Here is a 26,193-nt window from a genome sequence, read left to right on the forward strand (position 1 = left end):
CACGGTATCAGCGGTCGAGTAGTACCTCGGGCGGCTCGGCGTCGGCCGGCGGCCCGGGTACGGACTGCCGCGGCCGGGCCCGGCGGACCACGCCGGCCAGGAGCGTCACCGCGACGAAGGACGCGATCGCGAGCAGCACGATCGTCGCGCCCGGTGCGGTGTCGAGCTGCGAGGAGACGCTCAGCCCGACGACCGAGGCGCCGACGCCGAGCGCCATCGCGAGGTACATGGTCGCGTTGAAGCCTCGGGTGACCTGCTGGGCGGTCGCCACCGGTACGACCATGAGCGCACTCACCAGCAGCAGCCCGACCGCGCGCATGGCGGCCGTGACGGTGACCGCGGTGGTCACCGCGAGGGTGATGTTGAGCAGCCGGATCGGCAGGCCGGAGACCCGCGCGTACTCCTCGTCGTGGCACACCGCGAACAGCCACGGGCGTAGCAGCAGCGCCACGGCGAGCACGATCGCGCCGAGCACGCCGATCACGACGATGTCGCCGGGCGACGTGGTCAACGGCGAGCCGAACAGGTACGAGGTGAGGCTGCGGCTGCTCTGCGCGCTGGACAGGTTGACCAGGACGACACCGCCGGAGATGCCGCCGTAGAACAGGATCGCGAGCGCCACGTCGCCGGAGGCCTTGCCGCGCTCGCGTACCAGTTCGACGGCGACGGCGCCGAGGGCGGCGACCACGACGGCGGCGATCGTGGGGGAGTTGTGGGTGAGCAGGCCGAGGCCGACGCCGGTGAGCGCGACGTGGCCGAGGCCGTCGCCGATCAGCGAGAGCCGGCGCTGCACCAGGTAGATGCCGATCGCCGGCGCGGCCAGGCCGGTGACCGTCGCGCCGATGAGCGCGCGGATCATGAAGTCGTACGCGAAGAGGTTCACGGTCGTTCCTTGCTCGGGCCGCTCACGGGGCGCCCCAGATGCCCGGCCGGTCGTACGGCGCGTGCGGATGGACGTGGTCGTGGTGTGGGCCGGCGTGGTGGCCGACCGGCTCGGGAACCTGTCCATCGTGGACAATGTTGCCGTGGTGGACCACGACGGCGCGGCTGACCAGCGGGGCGAGCGGGCCCAACTCGTGCGCGACCAGCAGTACGGTGCCGCCGCGCGAGACGAACCGTCGCAGCGCGGACGCGAACGCCTCCTGGCTGGCGGCGTCGACCCCGGCGGTCGGCTCGTCGAGGACGAGCAGGTCCGGCCGGCCGGCCAGGGCGCGCGCGATCAGTACCCGCTGCTGCTGTCCACCCGACAGGGTGCTCACCGGATCGTTGGCGCGCTGGGTCAGCCCGACGTCGACCAGCGCGGCCGAGACCGCCTCCCGGTCGGCCGCCCCGCCGCCGAGCAGGCCGCGCAGGAACCCACGCCGGGCCAGCCGCCCGGACGCGACGACCTCGCGTACGGTCGCGGGCACGCCGCCGCCCGCGTCCAGGCGCTGCGGTACGTAGCCGATGCGGTACCAGTCGCGGAAGCGCCGCTGCGGTGTGCCGAACAGTCGCACCTCACCGCCGCGCGGGGACAGCAGGCCCAGTACGGACTTGATCAGGGTGGACTTGCCGGAGCCGTTGGCGCCCAGGACCGCGACGACCTCGCCGGCCGTCACCCGCAGGGTCACGCCGTGCAGCACCGGCCGGCCGCCGTACCCGACGACGATCCCTTCGGCCGCGACGACCGGTTCGTTCCCTGTCATGCGCAGCCCAGGGCGGTACGCAGCTTGGTGAGGTTGGAGCGCATCACTGAAAGATAGTCGTCGGAGGAGCCCGCCTTGATCCCTTCGAGCGGGTCGAGCATCTCCGCCTTGGCCCCCACCTCCTTGGCGAGCGTCTCGGCGACCTTCGGGCTCACCAGGGTCTCGAAGAAGATCGTGGTCGCTGCGTACTGCCGCGCCCGGGCCGCCACCGTCGCCAGGTGCTGTGGCGTCGGCTCCTCCTCCGGGTTGAGCCCGGTGATCGGGATCTGGGTGAGCTTGTAGCGCGCGGCGAGGTACCCGAATGCGGCGTGGCTGGTCACGATCTCGTGCCGCTGGCACCGGGCCAGGCCGGTCGCGTACTCCTTGTCCAGCGCCTCGAGCTCGCCGCGCAGCTTCGTGGCGCGGTCGCGGATGTCGGCGGCGTGGGCGGAGTCGCGCTGGGCCAGTCGGTCGGCGACCTTGTCCGCGACGGTGGCGAGGCGGATCGGGTCGAGCCAGATGTGCGGGTCCTTGCCGTGGTCCTCGGCCCCGGGCGGGGCGTCCTGGAGCGGCTGGACGGCGGCCGTGTCGATCGCGTGCCCGCTGGCCTGCTGGTCGACCCCGGCGTCCACGGCGGGCTGGAAGCCGCGCAGGTAGACCACCAGGTCCGCCTTGCCCAGCTCGGCCATCTGGGACGGCTGGAGCTCCAGGTCGTGCGGCTCGGCGCCCGGCCTGACCAGGTTCGTCACGGTGACGCGGTCACCGCCGACCTGCTTGGTCACGTACTCCATCGGATAGAAGGCGGCGACGACCCGCGACGTGCCGTCGTCACCCGCCGTGGCCCCGGAGCCGCACGCGCTCAGCAGGGAGGCGGACGCGGCGAGCAGGGCGAGGAGCGCCGGGCGAGAGCGAATCATGACGTCTACTCTGACGGCTAATGACAATCATTGTCAAAGTCGCATCGGTCAGGTCAGGCGGACGATCGCCAGTGCCACCAGCACGCCGAGGATCAGTACGCGGGCCGCGCGGGTACGGGGCGTGCCGAGGCTCCAGCCGGCGCTGAGCAGCGCGGCCAGGCAGGCGGCCAGGAGCAGCAGCACGATCCCGCCGATGGGGTGCGGCGCCAGCAGACCGGCGAGGACGAGCGCCCCCGTGGTGAGGAACACCGTCGTCGGATTGAGTTGGCTCAGGCGTGCCAGCAGCACCTGTGCGCCCCGCGTTGGCACAATCGCACCTCCGTATCCTCGATGTCGTACCCTACTTTCCCCTCTGGAGGCGGCCGTGCTGGTGGTGACCCGGTTCGTGGTGAGCGATCCCGACCCGTTCGTGGAGCGCGCCCACACCGCGCTCGCCGCGCTCGCCGCCCGCCCGGGGTACCTGAGCGGGGAGCTCGCCAGGGCGATCGACGAGCCCGACACCTGGTGCCTGGTCACCCGGTGGGAGTCGGTCGGCGCGTACCGGCGGGCGCTGTCGTCGTACGAGGTGAAGCTGCACGCCACCCCGTTGCTGGCGGAGGCGCTCGACGAGCCGTCGGCGTACGAGGTGCTCGCCGCCGCCGAGCCGGCGGGCCAGGTGGTGGTCGTCGGTAGCGACCGTGCGGACGGTCCAGCACTACGATCACGACCATGAGTACACCCGGCGGGTACCCGGACGAGCCGTTCGCCGCAGCGCCGCCGCCCGGGCCGGGCGTCACGCCGCCGTTCACGGCACCGCCAGTGGACCGGAACCGGGGTGGGCTCTGGATCGGGCTCGGGGTCGGCGCCCTCGTACTCGTCCTGTGCTGCGTCGGCGGGCTCGCCGGCTTCGGGCTGCTCACGGTCGGCGGGATCCGGCAGCTCGAGACGCAGGCGACCGAGGAGGTCTCCGGCTATCTCGACGCGCTGGAGGCAGGCGACTACGACGCCGCGTACTCGCACCTGTGCTCGGATCTCAAGCGGAACCTGACCTCCACCGAGTTCGCCGCCCGGCAGCGGGACGAGCCGCAGATCATGTCGTACCGGATCCAGCAGCCGCAGGTCGGCAACACGGTCATCGTGCCGGCCGAGGTCCGGTACGAGGACGGCACCTCGGCGCTGCGCCGGTACGAGGTGAGACAGGAGCCGGGCGGCCAGGAGCTGCGCGTCTGCGGAAATATCTGACCGACCGGGGGTCCGCGAGGCCACGGACGGTAACCGGGCTAGTGTGGGTGGCTGGCCGGCGGGCGGGAATCGTACGCTTGACCGGTTTGTTTCAAGCCAAGAATGACCAGGGAGAACTGGTCTTCGATCATTCTGGCCGTGGTGCTTCGCCGCGCGGCCTGGACGATCGCCGACAGCCAGCCGGCGAACCTCGGGTCGACCGGCACGAGCCGGGTGTCGGACCCGACGTTCGTAGGAGGACTGATCCATGGCCGCTGATCGCATCGATTCCGTAGTCAGCCTCGCCAAGCGCCGCGGCTTCGTCTACCCGTCGAGCGAGATCTACGGCGGTACCCGCTCCGCGTGGGACTACGGTCCGCTCGGCGTCGAGCTCAAGGACAACGTCCGCCGCCAGTGGTGGAAGACCATGGTGCAGCAGCGCGACGACATCGTCGGCCTCGACTCGGCCGTCATCCTGGCCCGTTCGGTCTGGGTGGCGTCCGGTCACGTGGACGAGTTCGTCGACCCGCTGACCGAGTGCCAGTCCTGCCACAAGCGCTTCCGGGCCGACCACCTGGAGGAGGCGTTCGCGGAGAAGCACGGCCGGCCGCCGTCGGACCTCAGCGAGATCAACTGCCCCAACTGCGGCAACAAGGGCACCTTCACCGCGCCGCGGATGTTCAACGGTCTGATGAAGACCTTCCTGGGTCCGGTGGAGAGCGAGGAGGGCCTGCACTACCTGCGGCCCGAGACCGCTCAGGGCATCTTCGTCAACTACAAGAACGTCGAGACCTCGGCGCGCAAGAAGCCGCCGTTCGGTATCGCGCAGGTCGGCAAGAGCTTCCGCAACGAGATCACCCCGGGCAACTTCATCTTCCGTACCCGCGAGTTCGAGCAGATGGAGATGGAGTTCTTCGTCGAGCCGGGCACCGACGAGAAGTGGCACGAGTACTGGCTGACCGAGCGCTGGAACTGGTACCGCGACCTCGGCCTGTCCGAGGACAACATGCGCTTCTTCGAGCACCCCAAGGAGAAGCTCTCGCACTACTCGAAGCGCACGGTCGACATCGAGTACCGGTTCCGCTTCGGTGGCAGCGAGTTCTCCGAGTTGGAGGGTGTGGCCAACCGCACCGACTTCGACCTGCGTACGCACTCCAAGAACTCCGGCGTGGACCTGTCCTACTTCGACCAGGAGAAGGGCGAGCGCTGGTTCCCGTACGTGATCGAGCCGGCCGCCGGCCTCACCCGCGCGGTGCTCGCGTTCCTGCTCGAGGCGTACGACGAGGACACCGCGCCGAACACCAAGGGCGGCGTCGACAAGCGCACCGTGATGCGCTTCGACCCCCGGCTCGCGCCGATCAAGGTCGCCGTGCTGCCGCTGTCGCGCAACCCCGAGCTCTCGCCGAAGGCGAAGGGCCTCGCGGCCGACCTGCGCAAGCGCTGGGTGGTGGAGTTCGACGACTCGCAGGCGATCGGTCGCCGCTACCGCCGCCAGGACGAGATCGGTACGCCGTTCTGCGTGACGGTCGACTTCGACACGCTCGAGGACAACGCGGTGACCGTACGCGACCGGGACACGATGACCCAGGAGCGGGTCTCGCTGGACAACGTCGAGCGGTACCTGCTGGAGCGCCTGCCCGGCTGCTGACTCTTCGCGATCTTGGACACCTGGCGGTGCTGCCGGACCGCCAGGTGTCCAAGATCGCCGAGTGAGCTAGAAGACGAACCCGGCGGGGCGGTCGTTGCGGTCGGCGATCAGGCCGGCGAGCGTCGCCAGGGCGATCTCGGCCGGGGTACGCGACCCGATGTTGAGCCCGATCGGCCGGTGGATCCGGGCGATCTCGGTATCGGCGACCCCGAGAGCGCGTAGCGCCGCCACGTGCGGGGCGGTGTGCCGAGGACTACCCATCACGCCGACCCAGCGGGCCGGCAGGCCGAGCGCGTCGCGCAGCACCTCACCCAGCTCGGGACGGTCGTGATCGGTGACGACGACGTCCGTCGCCGGCCCCACCCACGAGGCGTCCAGGCCGGCGGCGACCCGATCGGCGTCACGCACCCCGTCGACTCGCGCCGCCTCCTCGGCGGACAGCGCCGGGTCGACCAGGGCCGTGGCGTACCCGAGGTCGCGGGCGAAGTGCAGCAGGTACGACGCGACCGGCGAGTCGAACACGGCGACGAGGATGCGTCCGTCCGGTTCCGATGAGCGGGCGCCGTGCGCCAGCTCGCAGGCCGGGTCGTGAGCGGCTGTCGACATGAGCTCAGGCGTACCCCTCCGGCCGCCGTCCGTCAAACGAAACCGCAACCCCGACGATCATGTAAGGCTTACGACGTGAAATCTCTGCGCCTTGGCCCCCACGAGGTGTGGCCACCCGTGGTGCTGGCCCCGATGGCCGGCATCACCAACGTCGCGTTCCGCCAACTGTGCCGCGAGTACGGGGCGGGCCTGTACGTCTGCGAGATGGTCACCACCCGGGCGCTGGTCGAGCGCAACCCCAAGACGATGCGGATGCTCGCCTTCGGTGCCGACGAGCGTCCGCGCAGCTTGCAGCTGTACGGCATCGACCCCACGATCGTGGGGCAGGCGGTGCGCATGATCGCCGAGGAGAACCTGGCCGACCACATCGACCTGAACTTCGGCTGCCCGGTACCCAAGGTCACCCGCAAGGGCGGCGGTTCGGCGCTGCCGTGGCGGTGGCGGCTGTTCGACCGGATCGTACGGGCCGCGGTCGACGCGGCCCGGCCCACCGGCGTCCCGGTCACGATCAAGATGCGCAAGGGCATCGACGACGACCACCTGACGTACCTGCGGGCCGGCGAGCTCGCGCAGGAGGCCGGGGTGGCGGCGGTGGCGCTGCACGGGCGGACCGCGGCACAGCGGTACTCGGGCACCGCCGACTGGGAGTCGATCGCCGAACTCAAGGCCCACCTGGACATCCCGGTCCTCGGCAACGGCGACATCTGGGAGGCCGACGACGCGCTGCGGATGGTCGAGGCCACCGGCGCCGACGGCGTGGTGGTCGGCCGCGGCTGCCTGGGCCGGCCGTGGCTGTTCGCCGACCTCGCGGCCGCGTTCGACGGGCGCCCGGAGCGGGTACTGCCGGACCTCGGCCAGGTCGCCGCGACCATGCGCCGCCACGCCGAGCTGCTGGTGGAGTGGCTGGAGGGCGCTGAGCCATCGGTCGGCCGCAGGGCGGCCGAGCAACACGGCTGCGCCGACTTCCGCAAGCACGTCGCGTGGTACCTGAAGGGCTTCCCGGTCGGCAGCGAGCTGCGGCGGCGGCTGGCGATGATCAGCAGCCTGGTCGAGCTGGACGACCTGCTGGGCAAGCTGGACCCGGCGGCGCCGTACCCGGTCGAGACGCTGGGGCAGCCGCGCGGGCGTACCAACTCGCCGGGCAAGGTGGCGTTACCCGAGGGGTGGCTGGCCGACCCGGACGCCGACGGAGTGCCCGACGGTGCCGAGCTCGCCGACTCCGGTGGGTAGTGGTTCCCGACGAGCGTGTCGAAGATCTCTTAAACCGGTTTTGCTGCACATTCATGCGCGCGGGAGCGGTTCCAAGAGCGCATTCGGACCCGTTTCCGCGCAACTGTATGTCAAGGGTCACTTAGGACTCCCTCAGGCCGTGGGAGCGCAACTAGCCTGACGCCACACAACGGGGCTCTATCCGTTCCGGCGAGCGCCCTACTGGGTAGTACGCAACCGCGGATATCCCTGACATCGGCGGGTCCCCGGGAGGTAATCGTGGCGCAGCAGGAGCGGACCGCGAAGTTCGTATACGACTTCGAAGAAGGCAACAAGGACCTCAAGGACCTGCTCGGGGGCAAGGGCGCGAACCTCGCCGAGATGACCAACCTCGGACTGCCGGTGCCCCCGGGCTTCACCATCACGACCGAGGCCTGCAAGGTCTACCTCGACGAAGGCGCGCCGCCCGACGGGCTGGCCGACGAGGTCAGCGAGCACCTGCGGGCCATCGAGGAGAAGATGGGCAAGCGCCTGGGCGACAGCGAGGATCCGCTGCTGGTCTCGGTCCGGTCCGGGGCGAAGTTCTCGATGCCCGGCATGATGGAGACCGTCCTCAACGTCGGGCTCACCGACGCCAGCGTGCACGGCCTGGCCAGGCAGGCCGGCGGGAACGACCGCTTCGCCTGGGACTCGTACCGCCGCCTGATCCAGATGTTCGGCAAGACCGTCTGCGAAGTGCCGGGCGAGGCGTTCGAGAACGCCATCGAGGCCGCCAAACAGGCCAAGAACACCCACGACGACCTCGACCTGGACGCCGGCGATCTCCGGGCGCTGGTCGACGAGTACAAGAAGATCTTCCACGAGCACACCGGGCGCGACTTCCCGCAGGACCCGCGTGAGCAGCTCGACCTGGCCATCCGCGCGGTCTTCGACTCCTGGAACGCCGACCGGGCCATTCTGTACCGCCGCCAGGAGCGCATCCCGGCCGACCTGGGCACCGCCGTCAACGTGGTGGCGATGGTCTTCGGCAACCTGGGCGCCGACTCCGGTACGGGCGTCGCGTTCACCCGCGACCCGGCAACCGGCGAGCAGGGCGTGTACGGCGACTACCTGGCCAATGCCCAGGGCGAGGACGTCGTCGCCGGCATCCGGAACACGATCCCGCTGCAGGAGCTCGAGCAGCTCGACAAGACCAGCTTCGACCAGCTCATGCAGATCATGGCGACGCTCGAGGGCCACTACAAGGACCTGTGCGACATCGAGTTCACCATCGAACGCGGCAAGCTGTGGATGTTGCAGACCCGGGTCGGCAAGCGGACCGCGGCCGCCGCGTTCGTCATCGCCACGCAGCTGGTTGACGAGGGCGTCATCGACCTCGACGAGGCGCTCCACCGGGTCAACGGCGCCCAGCTCGCCCAGCTCATGTTCCCCAGGTTCGACACCGACGGCGAGCACAGGCCGGTCGCCAAGGGCGTCGCCGCGTCGCCGGGCGCCGCGGTGGGCAAGGCCGTCTTCGACTCGCAGCGCGCCGCCGAGCTCGGGGCCGCGGGCGAGAAGGTCATTCTGGTACGCCGGGAGACCAACCCGGACGACCTGCCCGGCATGATCGCCGCTCAGGGCGTGCTGACCAGCCGGGGCGGCAAGACCTCGCACGCCGCGGTGGTGGCCCGGGGCATGGGCAAGACCTGTGTCTGTGGCGCCGAGACGCTCGACGTGGACGTCGTGGGTCGGACGTTCACGGTCGACGGCGAGACGGTCTCCGAAGGCGACGTCATCTCCATCGACGGCACCAGCGGCAAGATCTACCTCGGTGAGGTGCCGGTGCGGCCGTCGCCGGTCGTGCAGTACTTCGAGGGCAAGGCCGAGCCGGAGTCGGATCCGCTGGTGGCGGCGGTACACCGGCTCATGACCCACGCCGACGGCATCCGCCGCCTGGGCGTGTGGACCAACGCCGACACCGGCGAGGACGCCGCGCGGGCGCGCCGCTTCGGTGCCCAGGGCATCGGCCTGTGCCGTACCGAGCACATGTTCCTCGGCGACCGGCGGGAGCTGGTCGAGCGGCTGATCCTGGCAGAGACCGACGCCGACCGGCAGGCCGCCCTGGACGCGCTGCTGCCGTTGCAGCGCGCGGACTTCCTGGAGATCTTCCGGGCGATGGACGGGCTGCCCGTGGTCGTGCGCCTGATCGACCCGCCACTGCACGAGTTCCTCCCCGGCCTGGAGGACCTGGCCGCGAAGGTGGCCGTCGCCGAGGCGACGGGCAAGGACCCGGGCAAGGACGGCGTGATGCTGGTCGCCGTCCGGCGGATGCACGAGCAGAACCCGATGCTGGGCCTGCGGGGCGTACGCCTCGGCCTGGTCATCCCCGGGCTGTTCGCGATGCAGATCCGCGCCATCGCCGAGGCCGCCGCGCAGTGCCGCAATGAGGGCGGCGACCCGCATCCGGAGATCATGGTGCCGCTGGTCGGGGCCGTGCAGGAGCTGGAGACGGTACGCGCGGAGGCCGAGAAGGTGCTGCGTGACGTCGCCAGCAAGAGCGGGGTCGAGGTACCCGCGATGATCGGCACCATGATCGAGCTGCCACGCGCCGCGTTGAACGCGAGCCAGATCGCCCAGGCCGCCGAGTTCTTCTCGTTCGGTACCAACGACCTGACCCAGATGACCTGGGGCTTCTCGCGCGACGACGTCGAGGCGGCGTTCTTCTCCCGGTACCTGGAGCTGGGCATCTTCGGCGTCTCGCCGTTCGAGTCGATCGACCGTGACGGCGTCGGCCGGCTCGTGAGCCTCGCGGTTCAGGAGGGCAGGGCCACCCGGCCCGACCTGCAGCTCGGGGTCTGCGGCGAGCACGGCGGCGACCCGGACTCGGTGCACTTCTTCCACCAGGCCGGCCTGGACTACGTCTCCTGCTCGCCGTTCCGGGTACCGGTGGCCCGGCTCGAGGCGGGGCGGGCCGCGGTCGAGACGGACGGCTCCGACAGCCGCTGACCCTGGTCGATCCCACGGCGTAGGGTGATCCGACGGCCGTGGGATCGACCCGGCAAGGGGGTTCATGGATGAGCAGTCGGTGGAGTGAGGTCGTCGTCGACGCGATCGACCCGGCGCGTCTCGGTCGATGGTGGGCGGAGGTGCTCGATTACCGGCTGCTCCACGAGGACCTCGACCGGGCCGCGATCGGCCCGGTTGAGGGCACGTATCCGCAGCTGATGTTCAACCGGGTGTCGGACGCCAAGAGCGGCAGGAACCGGCTCCACCTCGACCTCACGCCCGACGACCAGGAGGCCGAGGTGGAGCGCCTGGTCGACATGGGAGCCCGGCGGGTCGACATCGGCCAGGGCGACGACGCGCCGTGGGTGGTGCTGGCCGACCCCGAGGGTAACGAGTTCTGCGTACTCCGGGCGCGGGACCGGTAGCCGAACCCCACTCCCAGATTCGGACTATTTGCTACATTTGCCCCGTGGACTGGGGTGACGTGCCGTCGTGGGCTCTCGTGGTGGTTTCGTCGTGCGCGCTCGTCCTCGCGGCGCTCGCGGCGCGGTGGTCGTACCGCGCCTTCCTGACGGCGTCCGCCGCCGCGACCCGGGCGGACGAGGCGCGGCGTGAGGCGGGGGAGCGCCAGCAGGCCAGGCTGGTCGCCGCGTGGCCGATCAGCGAGCGCGAGACCTTCCAGAAGGCGATCGAGCGCGGCGTGGTGGGTGCGGCGATCCGGAACGCGTCACCGATGCCGATCTACAACGTGGAGATCGTGTACCGCGACGAGGGTGCCGCGTGGAGCGCGGTGCGCCACCTCCACATGGTCGCGCCCTCGGACGAGCCGCAGATCTTCGCCGGCTTCGACGAGGAGACCACGACCGGCACGCCGGTCCCCGAGCGGATCAACAAGGACGGGTCGGTCAAGCTCGTACCCTCGGCGGAGATGCGGGTGGAGATCAGCTTCGCCGACACCCTCGGCCGCCGGTGGCGCCGCGACGACAGCGGAGTGCTCGACGTCGCGTCGTGACGCCTTGGACTTGGGGGTTCGCGGCTGGCATCGTGGGCGTATGACGGCCGTGGAAGCGAAGCCACCGGGTAGGCCCGACAAGCCGATCGGTACCGCCGGCGACAAGCCGATCGGTACCGCCGGCGTCGACGAGACGGCCGAGCCGCCCTCGCTGATCGCCCGGGTGCCGTTCGGCCTGGTCTTCCGGTGGGCGGCGGCGGCCACGCTCGGCGTACTGGTGGTGCTCCTGAGCGGGTACACGCTGTACGCCGTGCGCGACCTTCTCGTCCTCGTGATGATCGCGTTGTTCGTCGCGGTCAGCCTCGACCCGGCGGTGCGCTGGCTGGTCCGCAGAGGCCTGAAGCGCCCGGTCGCGGTCACCTTGGTGATCGTGTTCATGCTCGCCCTGTTCGGCGTCTTCATCTGGTCGATCGTGCCGCCGCTGGTGGAGCAGGGCGGCAGGCTCTTCGCCGACCTGCCGGGCTACCTGCGCAAGCTGCCCGAGGAGTCGAAGTCGTTCCGGGAGTTGAGCGACCGGTACAACCTGACCAACCGGCTCAGCGCGCTCGCCGCCGACCTGCCCACCCGGATCGCCGGCAGCGCGATCGGCTTCGTGCAGCAGTTCCTCGGCGCGCTGCTGTCCACGGTCACGGTGATCGTGCTGACCATCTACTTCATGGCCGACATGCCACGGATGCGCCGCGGCCTGGTGCGGCTGTTCCCGCACCGGCGCCGGCCGCAGGTGGCCGAGATCGTCAACGTGGTCGTGGACAAGGTCGGCGCGTACATGATCGGAAATCTGATCATCTCGCTGTTCGCCGGGGTCGCGACGTTCCTGTGCCTGTCGTTGCTGAGGGTGCCGTTCGCGCTGCCGCTGGCGGTCACCGTCGCCATCACCGACCTGATCCCGCTCATCGGCGCCACGCTCGGGGCGGCCATCGGCGTCCTGGTGGCGTTGTTCACGGTCGGTCCGTGGCCGGGCGGTGTGGTCGTGCTGGCGTTCTTCATCGTGTACCAGCAGGTGGAGAACTACCTCATCGCGCCGCGTGTGCTGCGCAACTCGGTCGACCTGCCCTCGGTGGCGGTGCTGCTGGTCGCGTTGATCGGCGGCAGCGTCCTCGGCGTCGTCGGCGCGCTGATGTCGATCCCGATCGCGGCGGCCGTGAAGGTGGTCCTCACGCCCACGATCGCCACCATGCACCAGCCGCCCCCGCCCGTCGAGGCGAAACCCGAGGCGTGAACGCGCAAGTCGGCCGAACCGTCGCACCTCGCGGATACGCTCAGCGGGTGAATGACCACGACGCCGAGCGGTTCGTGCGGGAGGCTGCCAAGGATCCCTCACGCCCGGTCGATGCCGGCTGGCGCAGCCCGTACCAGCGGGACCGGGCGCGGGTGCTGCACTCGGCCGCCTTCCGGCGGCTGGCGACGAAGACGCAGGTGCACACGGCCGGCGGGGACGAGTTCCTGCGCACCCGGCTGACCCATTCGCTGGAGGTCGCGCAGATCGCCCGCGAGATGGGGGAGCGGCTGGGCTGCGACGCCGACGTCGTCGACACCGCCGGGCTCGCCCACGACCTCGGCCACCCGCCGTTCGGGCACACCGGCGAGGAGGCGCTCGACGCGGTCGCGCTGGCCTGCGGCGGCTTCGAGGGGAACGCGCAGACACTGCGGGTGCTCACCAACCTGGAATCCAAGATCGTCGACGGTAGGGGCGAGTCCGCCGGCCTCAACCTCACCCGGGCGAGCCTGGACGCGGTCTCGAAGTACCCATGGCCGCGCAGCCCCGGCAAGCGCAAGTTCGGCGTCTACGCCGAGGACTCGGCGGTCTTCGACTGGTTACGCGCCGGCGCACCGGACGGCCGGCGCTGCCTGGAGGCGCAGGTCATGGACTGGGCCGACGACGTCGCGTACTCGGTGCACGACGTGGAGGACGGCGTGTACGGCGGTTACGTCCCGCTCACCCTGCTGCGCAAGGACCCCGACGAGAGGGCCGCGCTCTGCGCCGACGTCGCGGCCGCCTACTCCGGTGAGTCCGTCGTGGACCTGGCGGCCGTCCTCGAGGAGTTGCTGGCCGACCCGCTGTTCGACCCGCTCGACGACTACGACGGCAGTCACCCCGCCCAGGTCGGGCTCAAGCAGATCACCAGCGTGCTCACCGGCCGCTTCGTCGCCGGGGCAGTCTCGGCGACCCGTGAGCGGTACGGCGACGGCCCGCTCAACCGCTACGCCTGCGACCTGATCGTGCCCCGGCGGATCCGGGCACAGTGCGCGCTGCTCAAGGGCATCGCCCTGCGGTACGTGATGCGCCGGCCCGGCGTGGCCTCCTGGCGCGACCGCCAGCAGGAGATCCTGCGGGAGCTGGTCGACGTACTGACCCGGCGCGCGCCCGATCCGCTCGACCCCGTGTTCGCCCCGCGGTGGCGGGCCGCGGCCGACGACGGCGCACGGCTGCGGGTCGTGATCGACCAGGTGGCCAGCCTCACCGACCCGGCGGCCGTGGACTGGCACCGCCGGCTCGTGCGCTGAACGGTGCCGCGCTTCAGTGCGGGAGTCTGTCCAGGAACGGGTTGCTGAAGACCCGGTGCGGGTCGTACCGGTCCAGCGTGGCGACCGCCGCGTCCCAGGAGGCGGGGAAGCCTGCGGGGATCGTGCCGCTCAGCACCTCCGGGTCTGACCAGGCGTCGTCGTCGGTGTAGGCCCACCCCTTGGACCACTCCACCCTGCTGGCGGCCGACGAGCCGGCGAAGGTGGCGAAGATGAACCGCTCGAGCTCCCGGTAGAACCCGTCGGCGTACGGGGTGCCGGGCAGGGTGAGCACGTCCAGCCAGACCGCCACGTCCCACTCCGGGTGGTCGCTGCGGGGGCTCAGGGCCGACAGCGCGGGCGCGACCGCGCCGGGCACGCCGACATGGCTCGGGTCGTCCAGTCCGGTCACCCGGATCTCCACCGACCCGTTGACCGGGAACCGGCCCTGGGCCGCGTACGCGTCCAGGCGCTCGGAGTAGAACCGGGTGAACTCGTGCACCACGCGCTGGATGTCCGCCCGGCTGGTGAGTACGGCGTACCCGTTGGCGTGCACCCGGAGCGTGGTCGGCTTGATGTACAGCAGCAGGTTCTTCGACGCGCCCCAGATGTCGGCCGACGCGGTGGCGGCCAGCCCGGTCACCGTCGCGTCGTACTGCGCCTGCCCGAAGACCGGGGCCAGCGCGTACTCGCCGGCGACGATCCGGCCCGCCAGCGCGGCGACCGGCGGCGGCACGTTGTCGGAGAAGGGGTAGTTGTACGGCCCCGTGACCGGGCGGCTGGCAGGCGGCAGGGCCGGGCTGACGCTCCACACCTTCAGCCAGGGTTTCGCGGTGAAAGCGAACCAGATCGCCTCGGCGCGGCCGGTCTCGGCCAGTACCCGGGCGAACGTGCGGCCGCCCGAGCCCGGTGCCGCGAACAGTTCGCCGGCCGGGATGTCGATCCGGCTCACGCAGCGGAGGTTGCTGTCGGCCCCGGCCCGCAGCACCACGTCGGTGACGAAGGCGCGGCCCAGGTGCGTGAGGAACGCGGCGCTGTCCGGGTCGGAGCGGGTGAAGGTACGCAGGGCGTACGCGCCCGCCGCGGCGTCCCACCCGACCGCGGTCAACTCGACGATCAGGTTGCTCAGCGAGCCGTAGGTGGTACCCGGCCGGCGGGACTCGCCGTCCGCCGGGATCGCGGTGCCGTGCGCGTCGATCGCCAGCGCGCCACCGACCGAGATGTCGCCGGGGGCGGGGGTGGCGACGAGCCCGTACCCGGCACGCTCCAGGTAGCCCAGCAGATCCTCCATCGACGCCCCGGTCTGGGCACGGGCGCCCGACGGGACCATCGAGACCGCGGTGAGATGCTCGGTGGTGTCGACCAGCAGCACGCGAGCCGGGGCGTCTGCTGTGATCGTCAGCGGTGACCACCCGTGGCGGAACCCCTGCGCGCGCAGCCTGTACCCGTGAGCGTGAGCCCAGTTCGCGAGCGTCACCACGTCCCCGGGCGTACGCGGCGCGCACGTCCACACGTCGTCGACGACCAGCTCGCCGGACCAGTTGCGGTACATCCGCTGGTAAAGGTCGATTCCGGCGGGAAAATCCGGCGGAGCCGGCGCTGCCGCGAATGCCGGGCGCACCCGTCCCACGAGCGTCCAGCCGAGCCCGGCCGCTGCTGAGGCCGTCAATAATCGCCGACGAGTTACTCGCTGCTCCACGACATCTCCCTTGATCGGTGAACGCGTTGGCCGCTCGTTACCCGCCGTGGATCGATCGAAATCGGCGATTCAGTCGGCTGCGCGAAACGACAAGTGCCGAGAAAGATCGCTGAATCGGTGCGGTACTGATCAGCTGGCCCGAAGCGGACTGAATGGGGTTCTTACCGGCGTAAGAGATCGCGGGCCATCCCACCGGTATCTCGGGATCAGCCCGGCCCGGTACCCGATGGCCGGACCTAGTCGCGGAGGGCGGCCGCGAGCTGCTCGGTCGCGGGGGATCTGACCACCGGTGGCCGGTCGCTGAGCCGGTCGTACAGCGCTTTCCAGGCCGCGGGGACCTCGCGGGTCGTCTTGTACGCGATCGTGACGGCCTGGCAGTCGCGGCACCCGGCCGCCACGCCGTCGGCGTCGACACCGAGCCCCCGGCACAGCGACACCGCCCGGGGCAGGTGGAAGGCCTGGCTGACCAGGAGCGCGCGGCGCACCCCGTACACGTCGCGGGCCCGCCGGCAGGTGTCGTAGCTGTCCAGGCCGTACCCGTCGGCCACGATCCGCCGCTGCGGCACACCCCGATCGGTCAGGTACCGGCTCATCGCGGTCACCTCGTCGCCGGAGTCGCCGTGCGCGTCGCCGGAGACCAGGACTGCCTTCGCGCGTCCGGTCCGGAAGAGTTCGACCGCGGTGTCGAGCCGGCCCCGCAGGAAGGCGTTCGGCTGGGTACCGCCGGGCTCCAGGCCGGTGCCGAACACGATCATCACGGGTACGTTCGTGTCGTCGCCCGGATCGTGGACGTGCCCCGCCGAGGTGAGGAGCAGCCAGGCGGCCGGCGCGAGGAGCAGCAGCGTCAGGCCCAGCGCGAGCGGTGCGAGCCGGCGCGGCCGCGCGAGCGGCGCCAGCCTTCGCAGCCGACGGCGCCACGGGCTCATCGCGTACCCCCGATCGTGATCAATACCGTCAGTCATGTAGCGCCGCCGTGATCTCCTGACTCGCAGGGGAGGAGGTGGCCGGTGGTCGGTTGCTGACCCGGTCGTACAGGGCCTTCCACGCCGCCGGGATCTCGCGGACCGCGTTGTACGCGAGCGTCCGGGTCCGGCAGCCCTCGCACCGTGCGGCCACGCCGTCGGCGTCGATGCCCATCCCTCGGCACAGCGACACCGCGCGGGGCAGGTGGAAGGCCTGGCTGACCAGGAGGGCCCGGCGCACCCCGTACACGTCGCGGGCCCGCCGGCAGGTGTCGTAGCTGTCCAGCCCGTACCCGTCGGCGACGATCCGCCGCTCCGGCACGCCGTGCTGGACCAGGTACCGGGTCATCACGGCCACCTCGTCGCCGGACCCGCCGTGCGCGTCACCGGAGACCAGGACCGCCTTCGCCCGCCCGGCCCGGAACAGGTCGGTTGCGGTGTCGAGCCGGCCGCGCAGGAAGGGCATCGGCTGGGTGCCACCGGGGGCCAGTTGGGCGCCGAACACGACGACCACGGTCGCGTTCGTGTCGTCGCCCCTGTCGTGGACGTGCCCCGCCGAGGTGAGGAGCAGCCACGCGGTCGGCGCGACGAGCAGCAGTGCCGGGACCAGCGCGAGCGGCACCAGGCGACGCAGCCGACGGTGCCACGGGCTCATCGCGTACCCCCCGATCGTGATCGGATCCGTGTGGCGCGCACGCTAGCAGGGCCGCGCACGCTAGCGGGGTCGCGCACGCCCGACACCCGACCACGGACCGGCGCTCGTGGCCGCGAGGCGTTCAGGCAGGATGTACGGGGAGGTGAGGTGGGCGTTGGCAGGGCGGATTCGGGACGAGGACATCGCGTTGGTGCGCGAGCGGACCTCCATCGTCGATGTGATCTCCGATCACGTGACACTGAAACCGGCCGGAGGCGGCAATCTCAAGGGGTTGTGCCCCTTTCATGATGAAAAGTCGCCCTCGTTCAACGTGACCCCGACTCGGGGCTTCTACCACTGCTTCGGCTGCGGCGCCGGTGGCGACGCGATCAACTTCGTGATGGAGATCGACCACCTCACGTTCGCCGAGGCGATCGAGCGGCTCGCCGGTCGGGCCGGCGTCCAACTGCGGTACGAGGAGGCCGGGCCGGCACCGGTCCGCCAGACCGGGCAGCGGCAGCGCCTGATCGCCGCCCACGCCGAGGCCGCCGCCTTCTACGCCGACCAGTTGGGCACGCCCGGGGCCCGGCGGGCCCGCGAGTTCCTGGCCCAGCGCGGATTCGACCGGGCCGCCGCCGAGCGGTACGGCTGCGGATTCGCTCCGGACGCCTGGGACCTGCTCACCAAGCACCTGCGCCAGAAGGGCTTCACCGGGCAGGAACTGATCACGGCCGGGCTCGCGCGGGAAGCCCGGTCCGGCAGTCTGATCGACCGGTTCCGCCGCCGGCTGCTGTGGCCGATCAAGGAGATCTCCGGTGACGTCATCGGGTTCGGCGCGCGCAAGCTGTTCGACGATGACGACGGGCCGAAGTACCTCAACACCCCCGAGACGCCGATCTACAAGAAGTCCCATGTCCTGTACGGGATCGACCTGGCCAAGCGGGAGATCGCCAAGCAGGGCCGGGCGGTGATCGTCGAGGGGTACACGGACGTGATGTCCTGCCACCTAGCGGGCATACCGACCGCCGTCGCCACCTGCGGCACCGCCTTCGGTGGCGACCACATCGGGGTGCTGCGCCGCCTGCTGCTGGACACCGACGCGTACAACGGGGAGATCATCTTTACCTTTGACGGCGACGCGGCGGGCCAGAAGGCGGCGCTGCGGGCGTTCGAGGACGACCAGCGCTTCGTGGCGCAGACGTTCATCGCGGTCAGCCCGGACAACATGGACCCCAACGAACTGCGGCTGGCAAAGGGCGATGTCGCGGTACGCGATCTCGTGGCGCGCCGGGAGCCGCTGCTGGCGTTCGCGCTCCGGTCCGTACTCTCGCGTTTCGATCTTGACACCGCCGAGGGGCGGGTCGCGGCACTTCGGGCGACCGCCCCGCTGGTGGCGAAGATCAAGGATCGGGCGCTGCAGCCCGAGTACACCCGCAAGCTGGCCGGCGATCTCGGCATGGAGATGGAGACGGTACAGCGGTTCGTCGCCCACGCGGCCAAGGGCACCGGGGGAGGGGGCCCGGCCGGTCCGGCGCCCGCCGCGCGTCGGGTCGCGAGCGAGCCGGAGATCGACAGCCCGATGCGCAAGGTCGAGCGGGAGGCGCTGAAGCTGGCGCTGCAGACCCCGGCCCTCGCCGGGCCGATGTTCGACGAGGTCGACGAGGGTGCCTACGCGCATCCGCTACACACCGCGGTACGCGCGGCCATCGCCGAGGCGGGCGGGGCCGCCACCGCGTCGGCCGGGGTGAGCTGGGTCGAGCAGGTCCGTGACTGCTGTGCCGACCTGGCCGGCAAGGCCCTGGTGGCGGAGTTGGCCGTGGAGCCGCTGCACCTGGCGGCCGAGCCCGACCCGCGGTACGTCACCATCACGCTCGCCCGGCTGCAGCTACCCTCGGTGACCCGCCGGATCGCCGATCTCAAGTCCAAGCTCCAGCGACTCAACCCGGTGGCCAACCCCGACGAGCACCTGCGGCTCTTCGGTGAGCTGGTGTCGCTGGAGCAGCACGCGCGTGCCCTGCGTAACCAGGCGGCGGGAGGTCTCTAGGTGTTGTCCCTGTTTCGGCGCCGGAGGTTGCCGGCCGATCGGCGCCCGCCACTCGGTCCGGAGGAGCGCATCGTCGCGTGGGCAACTGCGGCCGGCGACGAGGTGGTGGTGCTGACGAACCACGGGATCTGGCTGCCCGGCGTCCAGGCGCGGCTGGGCTGGCACGAGATCCACAAGGCCACCTGGTCCGGGCGCCAACTCGCGCTGGTCGCCTCGCGGGAGGTTCTTTCGGCGAGTGACTACGCGGTGATGGAGGACGAGCCGGCGACGGTGCACACCCTGCTCGAGCCGGGCGACGTGCCGGCGCAGGTGCGCAGCCGGGTGACGAAGTCGATCGCGTACACCCAGCACCACCCGGTATCCGGTGGCGGGGTGTGGGTGGTCGCCCGGCGGGTGCCCGGTGTGGACGGGCTACGGTGGACGGTCCGCTACGACTCCGGCGTCGACCGGGGCTCCGAGGAGGTGCGGTCGGCAACCGCCGACCTGGTCGAGTACGGCAGGTCCAGCGTGGAGAGTGGTCCTCCGTAAATCGCTGGCGGACCTGTCGTACCCCCGGGTTAGGGTCCTCGACGTGTCTGCCGCAGAGCCACTCATCGCCGCCCATGGCCTGGTCAAGCGCTTCGGTGACTTCACCGCGGTCGCGGGCATCGACGTCGACGTGCGGGCGGGGGAGGCGTTCGGGTTTCTCGGCCCCAACGGCGCCGGCAAGTCCTCGACCATGCGCATGATCGGATGCGTGTCCGCGCCCAGCGGCGGCACGCTGCGGATCCTCGGCATGGACCCGGTGCGGGACGGGCCGGCGATCCGGGCCCGGCTGGGCGTCTGCCCCCAGCAGGACTCGCTCGACCAGGACATCACGGTCCGGGAGAACCTGACCGTGTACGCCAGGTACTTCGGCATCTCCCGCCGGCAGGCCCGGCAGCGTGCCGACGAGCTGCTCGAGTTCGTCCAGCTCACCGAGCGGGCGAACGACAAGGTGGAGCCGCTCTCGGGCGGCATGAAGCGCCGGCTGACGATCGCCCGGGCGCTGGTCAACGACCCGGCGATCGTCCTGCTCGACGAGCCCACCACCGGGCTCGACCCGCAGGCCCGCCACCTGGTGTGGGAGCGGCTGTTCCAGCTCAAGCAGCGCGGCGTGACGCTCGTGCTCACGACCCACTACATGGACGAGGCGGAGCAGCTGTGCGACCGGCTCGTCGTGATGGACGGCGGCCGGATCGGGGCCGAGGGTTCGCCACGGCAGTTGATCGAGCGGTACGCCACCCGCGAGGTGGTGGAGCTGCGCTTCTCCGACGCCACCCTCGACTCGTACCTGGGCAAGCTGGAAGGCATCGGGGAGCGCTTGGAGCTGCTGCCCGACCGGATCCTGCTCTACGCCGACGACGGTGACCTCGCGGTGGCCGCCGTGCACGAGCGTCAGCTGCGACCGTCCAGCGTGCTCGTACGCCGCAGCACCCTCGAGGACGTGTTCCTGCACCTGACCGGCCGGACCCTGGTGGACTGAGATGGCACATCCCACGTACGCGGTCTTCGAACACCAGCTGGTCAGCTACCGGCGGGTCTGGCGCGGCAGCGTGCTCAGCTCCTTCCTGCTGCCGGTGCTGTTCCTGCTCGCCATGGGGCTGACCGTCGGTGGCTACGTCGACCGCGGCGGCGGGCTCGGCGTGCGCTACCTGGACTTCATCGCACCGGGACTGCTCGCCTCCACCGCGCTGCAGGTCGCCGCGGGGGAGGCGACCTGGCCGGTGCACGCCGGCTTCGTGTGGCACCGGATGTACCACGGCATGCGGGCCACCCCGGTCCGTATCCCCGACATGGTGCGTGGGCACATCATGTACATCCTGCTGCGGGTGGCGTTGTCCGCGGTCGGCTTCCTGGTCGTGATGGCGCTCTTCGGGGCGGTTCACTCGGCCTGGGCGCCCGCGGCGTTGCCGGTCGCGGTGCTGGTCGGCCTCGCCACCGCGGCGCCGATCTTCGCGTACTCCGCCACGATCTCCACCGACGGGATGTTCGCGGTGCTGTTCCGGTTCGCGGTCGTCCCGATGACGCTCTTCGCGGGCGTGTTCTTCCCGGTCGACTCGCTGCCGCTCGCGGCCCGGGCGCTCGCCTACGTCTCGCCGCTGTGGCACGGCGTGGAGTTGACGCGCGCGGCCACCCTCGGCACGCCGACCGCCTGGGGAGGGTGGGCGCACGTGAGCTTCCTGGTGATGTGGAGCGTGGCCGGTTACCTGCTCGCGGTTCACCGCTTCAGCCGCCGGCTGGCGGACTGACGGAAGGAAGACCGATGGTCACCCTCGTGCTGCCGCGCCTGGCGGCCCGCGCCGAGCAACGGTTCCAGCGCGCGGCCGCGGTCACCGGCCGCAACGTCACGGCCGCCCGCCACTTCGGGTACTGGTGGGTCCTCGTCTCCGGCTTCTTCGAGCCGGTGCTGTACCTACTCTCGATCGGCGTCGGCGTCGGTGCGCTGATCAAGAGCTTCACGCTGCCGGACGGGCGTGTCATCCCGTACGCGGCCTTCGTGGCGCCGGCGATGCTGGCCGCCTCGGCCATGAACGGCGCGCTGGCCGAGACCACGATGAACTTCTTCGGGAAGATGAAGTACCTGCGGCTCTACGACGGGGTGCTGGCCACGCCCGTCAAGCCGTTCGAGATCGCCCTGGGTGAGCTGATGTGGGCCCTCGTTCGTGGCTCGATCTACTCGGTCGCGTTTCTGGGGCTGATGGTCGCGATGGGGCTGACGTCGGCCGGGTGGGCGCTCGTCGCCCTACCGGCGACCGTGATCGTCGGCCTCGCCTTCGGTGGCATGGGCATGGCGATCGCCACGTACGTGCGGAGCTGGCAGGACTTCGACTACATCATGGTGGTGCAGTTCGCGCTGTTCCTGTTCTCCGGAACGTTCGCGCCGGCCGGCTCGTACCCGTTGGTCATGCAGATCGTGGTGCAGCTCACGCCGCTCTACCACGGGGTGGAGTTGCTGCGCGGCCTCACCACCGGCGTGCTCGGATGGGGGCTGCTCGGCCACACCGCGTACCTGATCGCGTTCGCGTCGATCGGGTTGGCGATCGCCAGCCGGCGGATGGCCGTCCTGTTGTACAAGTGACGCTTGCGGGCGGCCCCGCGTCGCGAGGCCGCCCGCAAAGACCTGTGAGCGTCAGTGACGGCTCGTCGTGCCGGTGGCGCCGCCGGTCGTCGTCGTGCCCGCAGCGCCGGTCGTCGTCGTGCCCGCAACACCGGTCGGACCGGTCGGGCGGGTCGTCCCGCTCGTGGCCAACGGTTGGGTGCGTTCGGTGCCCGGCTCGGTGTCCATCGCATTGAGCAGACGCTCGCCGACCTTGGTCTCGGCGATCTTGCTGTTGCTCAGCTTGTCGGTCATCATCTCTTTGCCGCCAGAAACAATCTTGTTCGCCTGTTCCTGGACGACCCCGGCAGCCTCCTGGACAGTCGGGTTCTCCCGTACCTTGCGGGCGGCCTGGACCAGTTCCTCGTACTTCTCCCGGCCTGCCCTGGTACCGAGCACGAACCCGGCGCCGAGGCCCGCGAGGAACATCAGCTTGCCGCGCATAAGCGACCTCCTTCTTCTACGCGAAGCACGTGTCGGGTCCGCGTCTGGACCGCTAGCGCCTACCTGCGTGTGCCCTCCCCGTACCCGTCTCCTCGTGTCTCTACACGTAGGGATGGAGCCGAAGGAGGATTGCTCCTTTTGTCCTTTTTTTGGCTGTGTCCACGATCTCTCGGCGTGTTTGACAACCCGGTAGCGCACGGAGGGGGATGGTTGTGTACTCTTGTCGCGTCGCACTCGCAAGGTCGACATACGGTCCCCCATAGCTCAATTGGCAGAGCAGCCGGCTGTTAACCGGCAGGTTTTTGGTTCGAGTCCAAATGGGGGAGCAAACGTCCGACGCCCGCCAGGCTATGGCGGGCGTTTGTGCTTGTAATGGCCTTGTGGACGGGTGGTTTTGAGGGCTTGCGGCAGCGAGCTGACGGGCTCGTGGCTCGCGCTTGGAAGGCTTGCCGTCCGCGCCTGGAGACGGACGATCGACGCCCGGCGGGCGTGCGGTCGGGGCCCGCGCGGCGGGTACGCCAACGCTGGGTACGGCTGGGTAAGCTGAGCGCGCCGGGGCGGTAGCTCAGCCGGTTAGAGCAGAGGACTCATAATCCTCCGGTCGTGGGTTCGAGTCCCACCCGCCCCACGCTTCGCGAACCCCGACTCGTCCGACGCGCGGCTGCCGACGGCGCAGCCGGCTCGGCGCATTTCAATTACGATCGACCGTATGAGCGCAGAGACCGTCGGCATGCACATGCCCGCCGTCGTGACGCTCGACGATCTGGCTGCGATGAACGCCGCCGATCCGAACGGACACCGGTACGAGACCAGCCCCGAGGGGGTCCTGTCGGTCATGCCGCCGCCCGATTCCGAGCACGCGACGATCGCCAGTCGCCTCTTCGCGTGGCTGATCATGGCCGGCTGGCCTGCCGAGCAGGTGCTCCAGGTGGCAGGAGTCCGGATTCCCGGTTCCGATGGCGTCGGCGGCCGGATACCTGATCTGAGCGTGTGGAGGAAGCCGCCGCCCCGCGGTGTTTGGCTGGCTGTCGACGGCCTTCTGCTCGTGGTCGAGATCGTGTCGCCAGGGTCTGAGGCCCTGGATGAGGTCACGAAACTGCGTGAGTACGCGTCAGCGGGCACCCCCCAGTACTGGGTGGTGAACCGCGACGCCGCTCAGACGGTCACCCTGTACCAACTGGCCGACGGCGGCTACCAGGAGCGGGCGAAGCTGCCGTTGGCTTGGTTGCTGCAGACGGCACCGGCCGACCACGTGGTTTGAACGAAGTCATTCCTCAGCGCTCGGTTGCGTCCGACACCGCCAGCGTGGCGCCATGGCCCATGGTCACAGGCTTCGATGAGATTCATCGACCCGTCGCGGCCAGGATCACCGGGACGGCGACCACATTGACCCGGCTGCCGTCCCGGGGCGAGACCTCGTACACCTCGACCGTGCCGGGCTGGTCGTCTGCCAGCCGGTACGCGACGGCGACGCGGTAGTCGCCGCGGCAGCCGGTACCGCAGGTCGCGGTGGTGAACGCGGTTGCGATCACGCGGCCGGCCGCGTCGAGGACGCGTACGTTGACCGTCGCCTCGAACACGTCGGCGGTGCCGTCGACGGTCACCGGGCCGGACAGTCGCTCGCCGATGTCCGGACTCGTCACGACGATCGGCGGCAGCAGGTCGGCGTACTCGCTGCGCGCCGCCGGCCGGCCGAGCGGCTCGGCGCCGGACCGGAACTGGACCCTGGAGACCGTCGGGAACTGGGTCAGGCTGTACACGACCTGCGCCCGGCGTAGCCGTACCGTGCCGGTGTCCCCGGCGGAGAAGCCCGGGTCGAAGCTGACCGTCTCCACGCCGTCCGCGATCGAGGCGATGCCGAACCCGGCACCGGAGGGGACTGCGCTGCTCAGCCCGGCCGCGGCCTCCGCCGGCGAAGGTCCGGCGGCGAGTTCGGCGAGGACCAGCCGGGACGTGGCGACGGTCGCCGGGCGGGTGCGGTGGGTCGGTACCAGCTTCCCGGCCCGGACGAACCACAGTTGGACGGTGACGGTACCGGTGGGCGAGGTCTCGGCGGCCGGCGGCGCGGAAGCGGCCGCGCTGCCGGTCGGCGCCGTCCCCAGCGTTCCGGACCGGGGGACCGAACAGCCGGCGGCCAACAAGGCGGGCAGCAACACGATGACAAGACGGTTCATGACGGTGGTCCAACCGGTAGCTCGAGCCGGAACTCGGTGCCGACGCCGACCTCACTGCGTACCGCCAGCCCGGCACCGAGCAGTCGGGCGTTCTCCTGCGCGATGGCCAGGCCGAGCCCGCTGCCCCGGCCGCTGCGGGACGGGTCGGCCTTGTAGAAGCGGTCGAACAGGTGCGGCAGGTGTTCCGGCGCGATGCCCGGCCCCTCGTCGGTCACCGTGACCACCGCGGTCGTCCCGTCCCGGCGTACGTCCGTGCCCACCCGGCCGTCGCCGTGCTCGACCGCGTTGGCGATCAGGTTGGCGACCACACGGTCCAGCCGGCGCGGATCGGTACGCACGACGGCCGGTTCCCCGGTCACGGTGACGCGGTCGCGCCACCCGTGCGCCTCGACGAGGGAGCGCAGTTCGACGGCGAGGTCGACGGGCCGGCTGAACACCGGTTCCTGGCCGGCGTCCAGCCGGGAGATCTCCATCAGCTCCTCCAGCAGCCGGCGCAGCCGTACCATGTCGGCCACCAGCAGTTCGGCCGGGCGACGGGTGTCGGGCGGGAGTCGGTCGAGGTGATCGGCCAGCAGCGACGCCTCGGCGACCAGGGCGGTGACCGGCGTACGCAGTTCGTGGGCGACGTCGGCGGTGAAACGGCGCTCGCGGGCCTGCGCCGCCGACAGCTGGTTGATCTTCGTTTCCAGGGCCTGTGCCATGTCGTTGAACGACGCGGCCCAGGCGCCGAACTCGTCCCGGCCCGTCACCGGCAGCCTCGTCGCGAGCAGCCCCTCGGCCACCGCGCGGGCCGCCCGACTGGCCCGGCCGACCGGCTCGAGGGTCCGGCGGGCGAGGACGTGGCCGACGCCCGCGGCCAGCAGTACCACCGCGATCCAGCCGGCGACCAGGGCGTACCGCAGCTGGTCCAGGTCGCGGCGGATCCGGCCCTCGGGATGCACCACGTACAGCTCCGCGGTCGAGCCGGGGATCCGGCCGCCGACGACCAGCAGGTCACCCGGCGTCCGCTCGTACCCGAGCTGTCCGGACGCCACCGCGGCCCGCAGCCGGCCGCCGGGTGCGGGGGAGAAGCTGGCGTTCGACGCGGTGGTCGCGTCGCCGGTGGCCAGCAGGACATGCCGTCCGCTGGTCTCGAAGCTGGCCAGCAGGCCGGCGCTGCGTTCGTCGTCCAGCGGCAGGAACTGCCGCGCGAGGACGAGCTGGTACCGGGTGTCCACTGTGGCCTGCCGCAGTGAGTCGTCGAACCGGGCCTGGCGCACCATCAGGTACGACCCGACCGCCAGTACCGCCGCCGAGACCCCGGCGACGAGGACGAACGCGATCGTCAGCCGGCGCCGCAGCCGGCCCGGTACGATCGCGCGCGTGGCCATCCCGG

The 26,193-nt window shown here is 70.9% G+C and carries 26 protein-coding genes and 2 tRNA genes; 17 read left to right on the top strand and 11 right to left on the bottom strand.

The features are described 5' to 3' along the window. Positions 1–7: 7 nt before the first annotated feature. From Pme01_RS20820 to Pme01_RS20835, 4 genes are read right to left on the bottom strand one after another with little or no spacing between them, the layout of a single operon-like run. On the bottom strand, positions 8–883 hold the full coding sequence (locus Pme01_RS20820) for a metal ABC transporter permease (RefSeq protein ID WP_168116984.1): 876 nt from the start codon (positions 881–883) through the stop codon (positions 8–10). 22 nt (positions 884–905) lie between these two features. Further along, entirely contained in the window at positions 906–1,685 is a 780-nt protein-coding gene (locus Pme01_RS20825) for a metal ABC transporter ATP-binding protein (RefSeq protein ID WP_168116983.1), read from the bottom strand. Further along, on the bottom strand, positions 1,682–2,578 hold the full coding sequence (locus tag Pme01_RS20830) for a metal ABC transporter substrate-binding protein (protein WP_203935776.1): 897 nt from the start codon (positions 2,576–2,578) through the stop codon (positions 1,682–1,684). Before Pme01_RS20830 ends, Pme01_RS20825 begins: the two co-directional genes overlap by 4 nt. 51 nt (positions 2,579–2,629) lie before the next feature. After that, positions 2,630–2,890, bottom strand: coding sequence for a DUF6703 family protein (locus Pme01_RS20835; protein ID WP_239088363.1), 261 nt, complete (start codon positions 2,888–2,890; stop codon positions 2,630–2,632). Positions 2,891–2,945: 55 nt separating this feature from the next. On the opposite strand from Pme01_RS20835, the gene Pme01_RS20840 reads away from it, so the two are divergent. From Pme01_RS20840 to Pme01_RS20850, 3 genes are all read left to right on the top strand, one after another. Next, a complete protein-coding gene (locus tag Pme01_RS20840; RefSeq protein ID WP_203935765.1) occupies positions 2,946–3,293 on the top strand; it encodes an antibiotic biosynthesis monooxygenase family protein in 348 nt (115 codons plus the stop codon). Beyond that, the gene (locus Pme01_RS20845) at positions 3,290–3,802 is read left to right on the top strand and encodes an Rv0361 family membrane protein (protein WP_168116979.1); all 513 of its coding nucleotides are present in this window, start codon (positions 3,290–3,292) and stop codon (positions 3,800–3,802) included. Before Pme01_RS20840 ends, Pme01_RS20845 begins: the two co-directional genes overlap by 4 nt. A gap of 247 nt (positions 3,803–4,049) precedes the next feature. Then, a complete protein-coding gene (locus tag Pme01_RS20850) occupies positions 4,050–5,429 on the top strand; it encodes a glycine--tRNA ligase (RefSeq protein ID WP_168116978.1) in 1,380 nt (459 codons plus the stop codon). Between the two features lie 66 nt (positions 5,430–5,495). Here Pme01_RS20850 and Pme01_RS20855 read toward each other — a convergent pair whose 3' ends face one another. Next, positions 5,496–6,035: an XdhC family protein gene (locus Pme01_RS20855; RefSeq protein ID WP_168116977.1), complete on the bottom strand. Its 540-nt coding sequence runs from the start codon at positions 6,033–6,035 to the stop codon at positions 5,496–5,498. Between the two features lie 75 nt (positions 6,036–6,110). Between Pme01_RS20855 and dusB the strand changes: the two genes are divergently transcribed. The 6 genes from dusB to Pme01_RS20885 all read left to right on the top strand — a co-directional run bounded on the left by dusB (position 6,111) and on the right by Pme01_RS20885 (position 13,746). Next, positions 6,111–7,265 carry a tRNA dihydrouridine synthase DusB gene (dusB, locus tag Pme01_RS20860; RefSeq protein WP_275408547.1) on the top strand — a complete coding sequence of 385 codons (1,155 nt, stop codon included), beginning with the start codon at positions 6,111–6,113 and terminating at the stop codon, positions 7,263–7,265. A 258-nt stretch (positions 7,266–7,523) separates the two neighbouring features. Beyond that, positions 7,524–10,229 (top strand): pyruvate, phosphate dikinase, encoded by a 2,706-nt coding sequence (gene ppdK / locus Pme01_RS20865; RefSeq protein WP_203935766.1) that lies wholly within the window; start codon positions 7,524–7,526, stop codon positions 10,227–10,229. Positions 10,230–10,297: 68 nt separating this feature from the next. Beyond that, positions 10,298–10,654: a VOC family protein gene (locus Pme01_RS20870; protein WP_168116975.1), complete on the top strand. Its 357-nt coding sequence runs from the start codon at positions 10,298–10,300 to the stop codon at positions 10,652–10,654. Positions 10,655–10,698: 44 nt separating this feature from the next. Beyond that, on the top strand, positions 10,699–11,241 hold the full coding sequence (locus Pme01_RS20875) for a hypothetical protein (RefSeq protein WP_168116974.1): 543 nt from the start codon (positions 10,699–10,701) through the stop codon (positions 11,239–11,241). A gap of 40 nt (positions 11,242–11,281) precedes the next feature. Beyond that, the gene (locus Pme01_RS20880; RefSeq protein ID WP_168116973.1) at positions 11,282–12,460 is read left to right on the top strand and encodes an AI-2E family transporter; all 1,179 of its coding nucleotides are present in this window, start codon (positions 11,282–11,284) and stop codon (positions 12,458–12,460) included. A 47-nt stretch (positions 12,461–12,507) separates the two neighbouring features. Further along, positions 12,508–13,746, top strand: a complete 1,239-nt coding sequence (locus tag Pme01_RS20885; RefSeq protein ID WP_168116972.1) for a deoxyguanosinetriphosphate triphosphohydrolase — start codon at positions 12,508–12,510, stop codon at positions 13,744–13,746. Between the two features lie 13 nt (positions 13,747–13,759). Here Pme01_RS20885 and Pme01_RS20890 read toward each other — a convergent pair whose 3' ends face one another. The 3 genes from Pme01_RS20890 to Pme01_RS20900 all read right to left on the bottom strand — a co-directional run bounded on the left by Pme01_RS20890 (position 13,760) and on the right by Pme01_RS20900 (position 17,059). Then, the gene (locus Pme01_RS20890; protein ID WP_168116971.1) at positions 13,760–15,295 is read right to left on the bottom strand and encodes a cholesterol oxidase substrate-binding domain-containing protein; all 1,536 of its coding nucleotides are present in this window, start codon (positions 15,293–15,295) and stop codon (positions 13,760–13,762) included. A 383-nt stretch (positions 15,296–15,678) separates the two neighbouring features. Continuing rightward, complete coding sequence (locus Pme01_RS20895) at positions 15,679–16,404, bottom strand: SanA/YdcF family protein (RefSeq protein WP_239088364.1); 726 nt, start codon at positions 16,402–16,404, stop codon at positions 15,679–15,681. After that, on the bottom strand, positions 16,397–17,059 hold the full coding sequence (locus Pme01_RS20900; protein WP_203935767.1) for a SanA/YdcF family protein: 663 nt from the start codon (positions 17,057–17,059) through the stop codon (positions 16,397–16,399). Before Pme01_RS20900 ends, Pme01_RS20895 begins: the two co-directional genes overlap by 8 nt. 130 nt (positions 17,060–17,189) lie before the next feature. On the opposite strand from Pme01_RS20900, the gene dnaG reads away from it, so the two are divergent. The 5 genes from dnaG to Pme01_RS20925 are packed head-to-tail and all read left to right on the top strand — an operon-like array spanning position 17,190 to position 22,182. Further along, complete coding sequence (gene dnaG / locus Pme01_RS20905) at positions 17,190–19,082, top strand: DNA primase (RefSeq protein WP_168116970.1); 1,893 nt, start codon at positions 17,190–17,192, stop codon at positions 19,080–19,082. A gap of 3 nt (positions 19,083–19,085) precedes the next feature. Next, the gene (locus Pme01_RS20910; protein ID WP_168117066.1) at positions 19,086–19,610 is read left to right on the top strand and encodes a hypothetical protein; all 525 of its coding nucleotides are present in this window, start codon (positions 19,086–19,088) and stop codon (positions 19,608–19,610) included. Between the two features lie 43 nt (positions 19,611–19,653). Beyond that, complete coding sequence (locus tag Pme01_RS20915; protein ID WP_168116969.1) at positions 19,654–20,586, top strand: ABC transporter ATP-binding protein; 933 nt, start codon at positions 19,654–19,656, stop codon at positions 20,584–20,586. Position 20,587: 1 nt separating this feature from the next. Next, positions 20,588–21,352 carry an ABC transporter permease gene (locus Pme01_RS20920; RefSeq protein ID WP_168116968.1) on the top strand — a complete coding sequence of 255 codons (765 nt, stop codon included), beginning with the start codon at positions 20,588–20,590 and terminating at the stop codon, positions 21,350–21,352. Positions 21,353–21,366: 14 nt separating this feature from the next. Then, positions 21,367–22,182, top strand: a complete 816-nt coding sequence (locus tag Pme01_RS20925; RefSeq protein ID WP_168116967.1) for an ABC transporter permease — start codon at positions 21,367–21,369, stop codon at positions 22,180–22,182. Positions 22,183–22,233: 51 nt separating this feature from the next. Here the strand turns inward: Pme01_RS20925 and Pme01_RS20930 are convergent, their stop codons facing one another. Continuing rightward, positions 22,234–22,644, bottom strand: coding sequence for a hypothetical protein (locus Pme01_RS20930; protein ID WP_168116966.1), 411 nt, complete (start codon positions 22,642–22,644; stop codon positions 22,234–22,236). 253 nt (positions 22,645–22,897) lie between these two features. Between Pme01_RS20930 and Pme01_RS20935 the strand changes: the two genes are divergently transcribed. The 3 genes from Pme01_RS20935 (at position 22,898) to Pme01_RS20945 (ending at position 23,905) form a co-directional block, all read left to right on the top strand. Next, positions 22,898–22,970 (top strand) — tRNA-Asn (locus tag Pme01_RS20935). Positions 22,971–23,198: 228 nt separating this feature from the next. Continuing rightward, a tRNA-Ile gene (locus tag Pme01_RS20940) sits at positions 23,199–23,272 on the top strand. 81 nt (positions 23,273–23,353) lie between these two features. Then, positions 23,354–23,905, top strand: a complete 552-nt coding sequence (locus Pme01_RS20945) for a Uma2 family endonuclease (protein WP_168116965.1) — start codon at positions 23,354–23,356, stop codon at positions 23,903–23,905. Between the two features lie 82 nt (positions 23,906–23,987). Here the strand turns inward: Pme01_RS20945 and Pme01_RS20950 are convergent, their stop codons facing one another. Together Pme01_RS20950 and Pme01_RS20955 are read right to left on the bottom strand one after the other, a co-directional pair. Then, complete coding sequence (locus tag Pme01_RS20950) at positions 23,988–24,818, bottom strand: Gmad2 immunoglobulin-like domain-containing protein (RefSeq protein ID WP_168116964.1); 831 nt, start codon at positions 24,816–24,818, stop codon at positions 23,988–23,990. Next, positions 24,815–26,188, bottom strand: a complete 1,374-nt coding sequence (locus tag Pme01_RS20955; protein ID WP_168116963.1) for an ATP-binding protein — start codon at positions 26,186–26,188, stop codon at positions 24,815–24,817. Before Pme01_RS20955 ends, Pme01_RS20950 begins: the two co-directional genes overlap by 4 nt. Positions 26,189–26,193: the final 5 nt, after the last annotated feature.

The organism is Planosporangium mesophilum (assembly GCF_016863255.1).
Lineage (GTDB): Bacteria > Actinomycetota > Actinomycetes > Mycobacteriales > Micromonosporaceae > Planosporangium > Planosporangium mesophilum.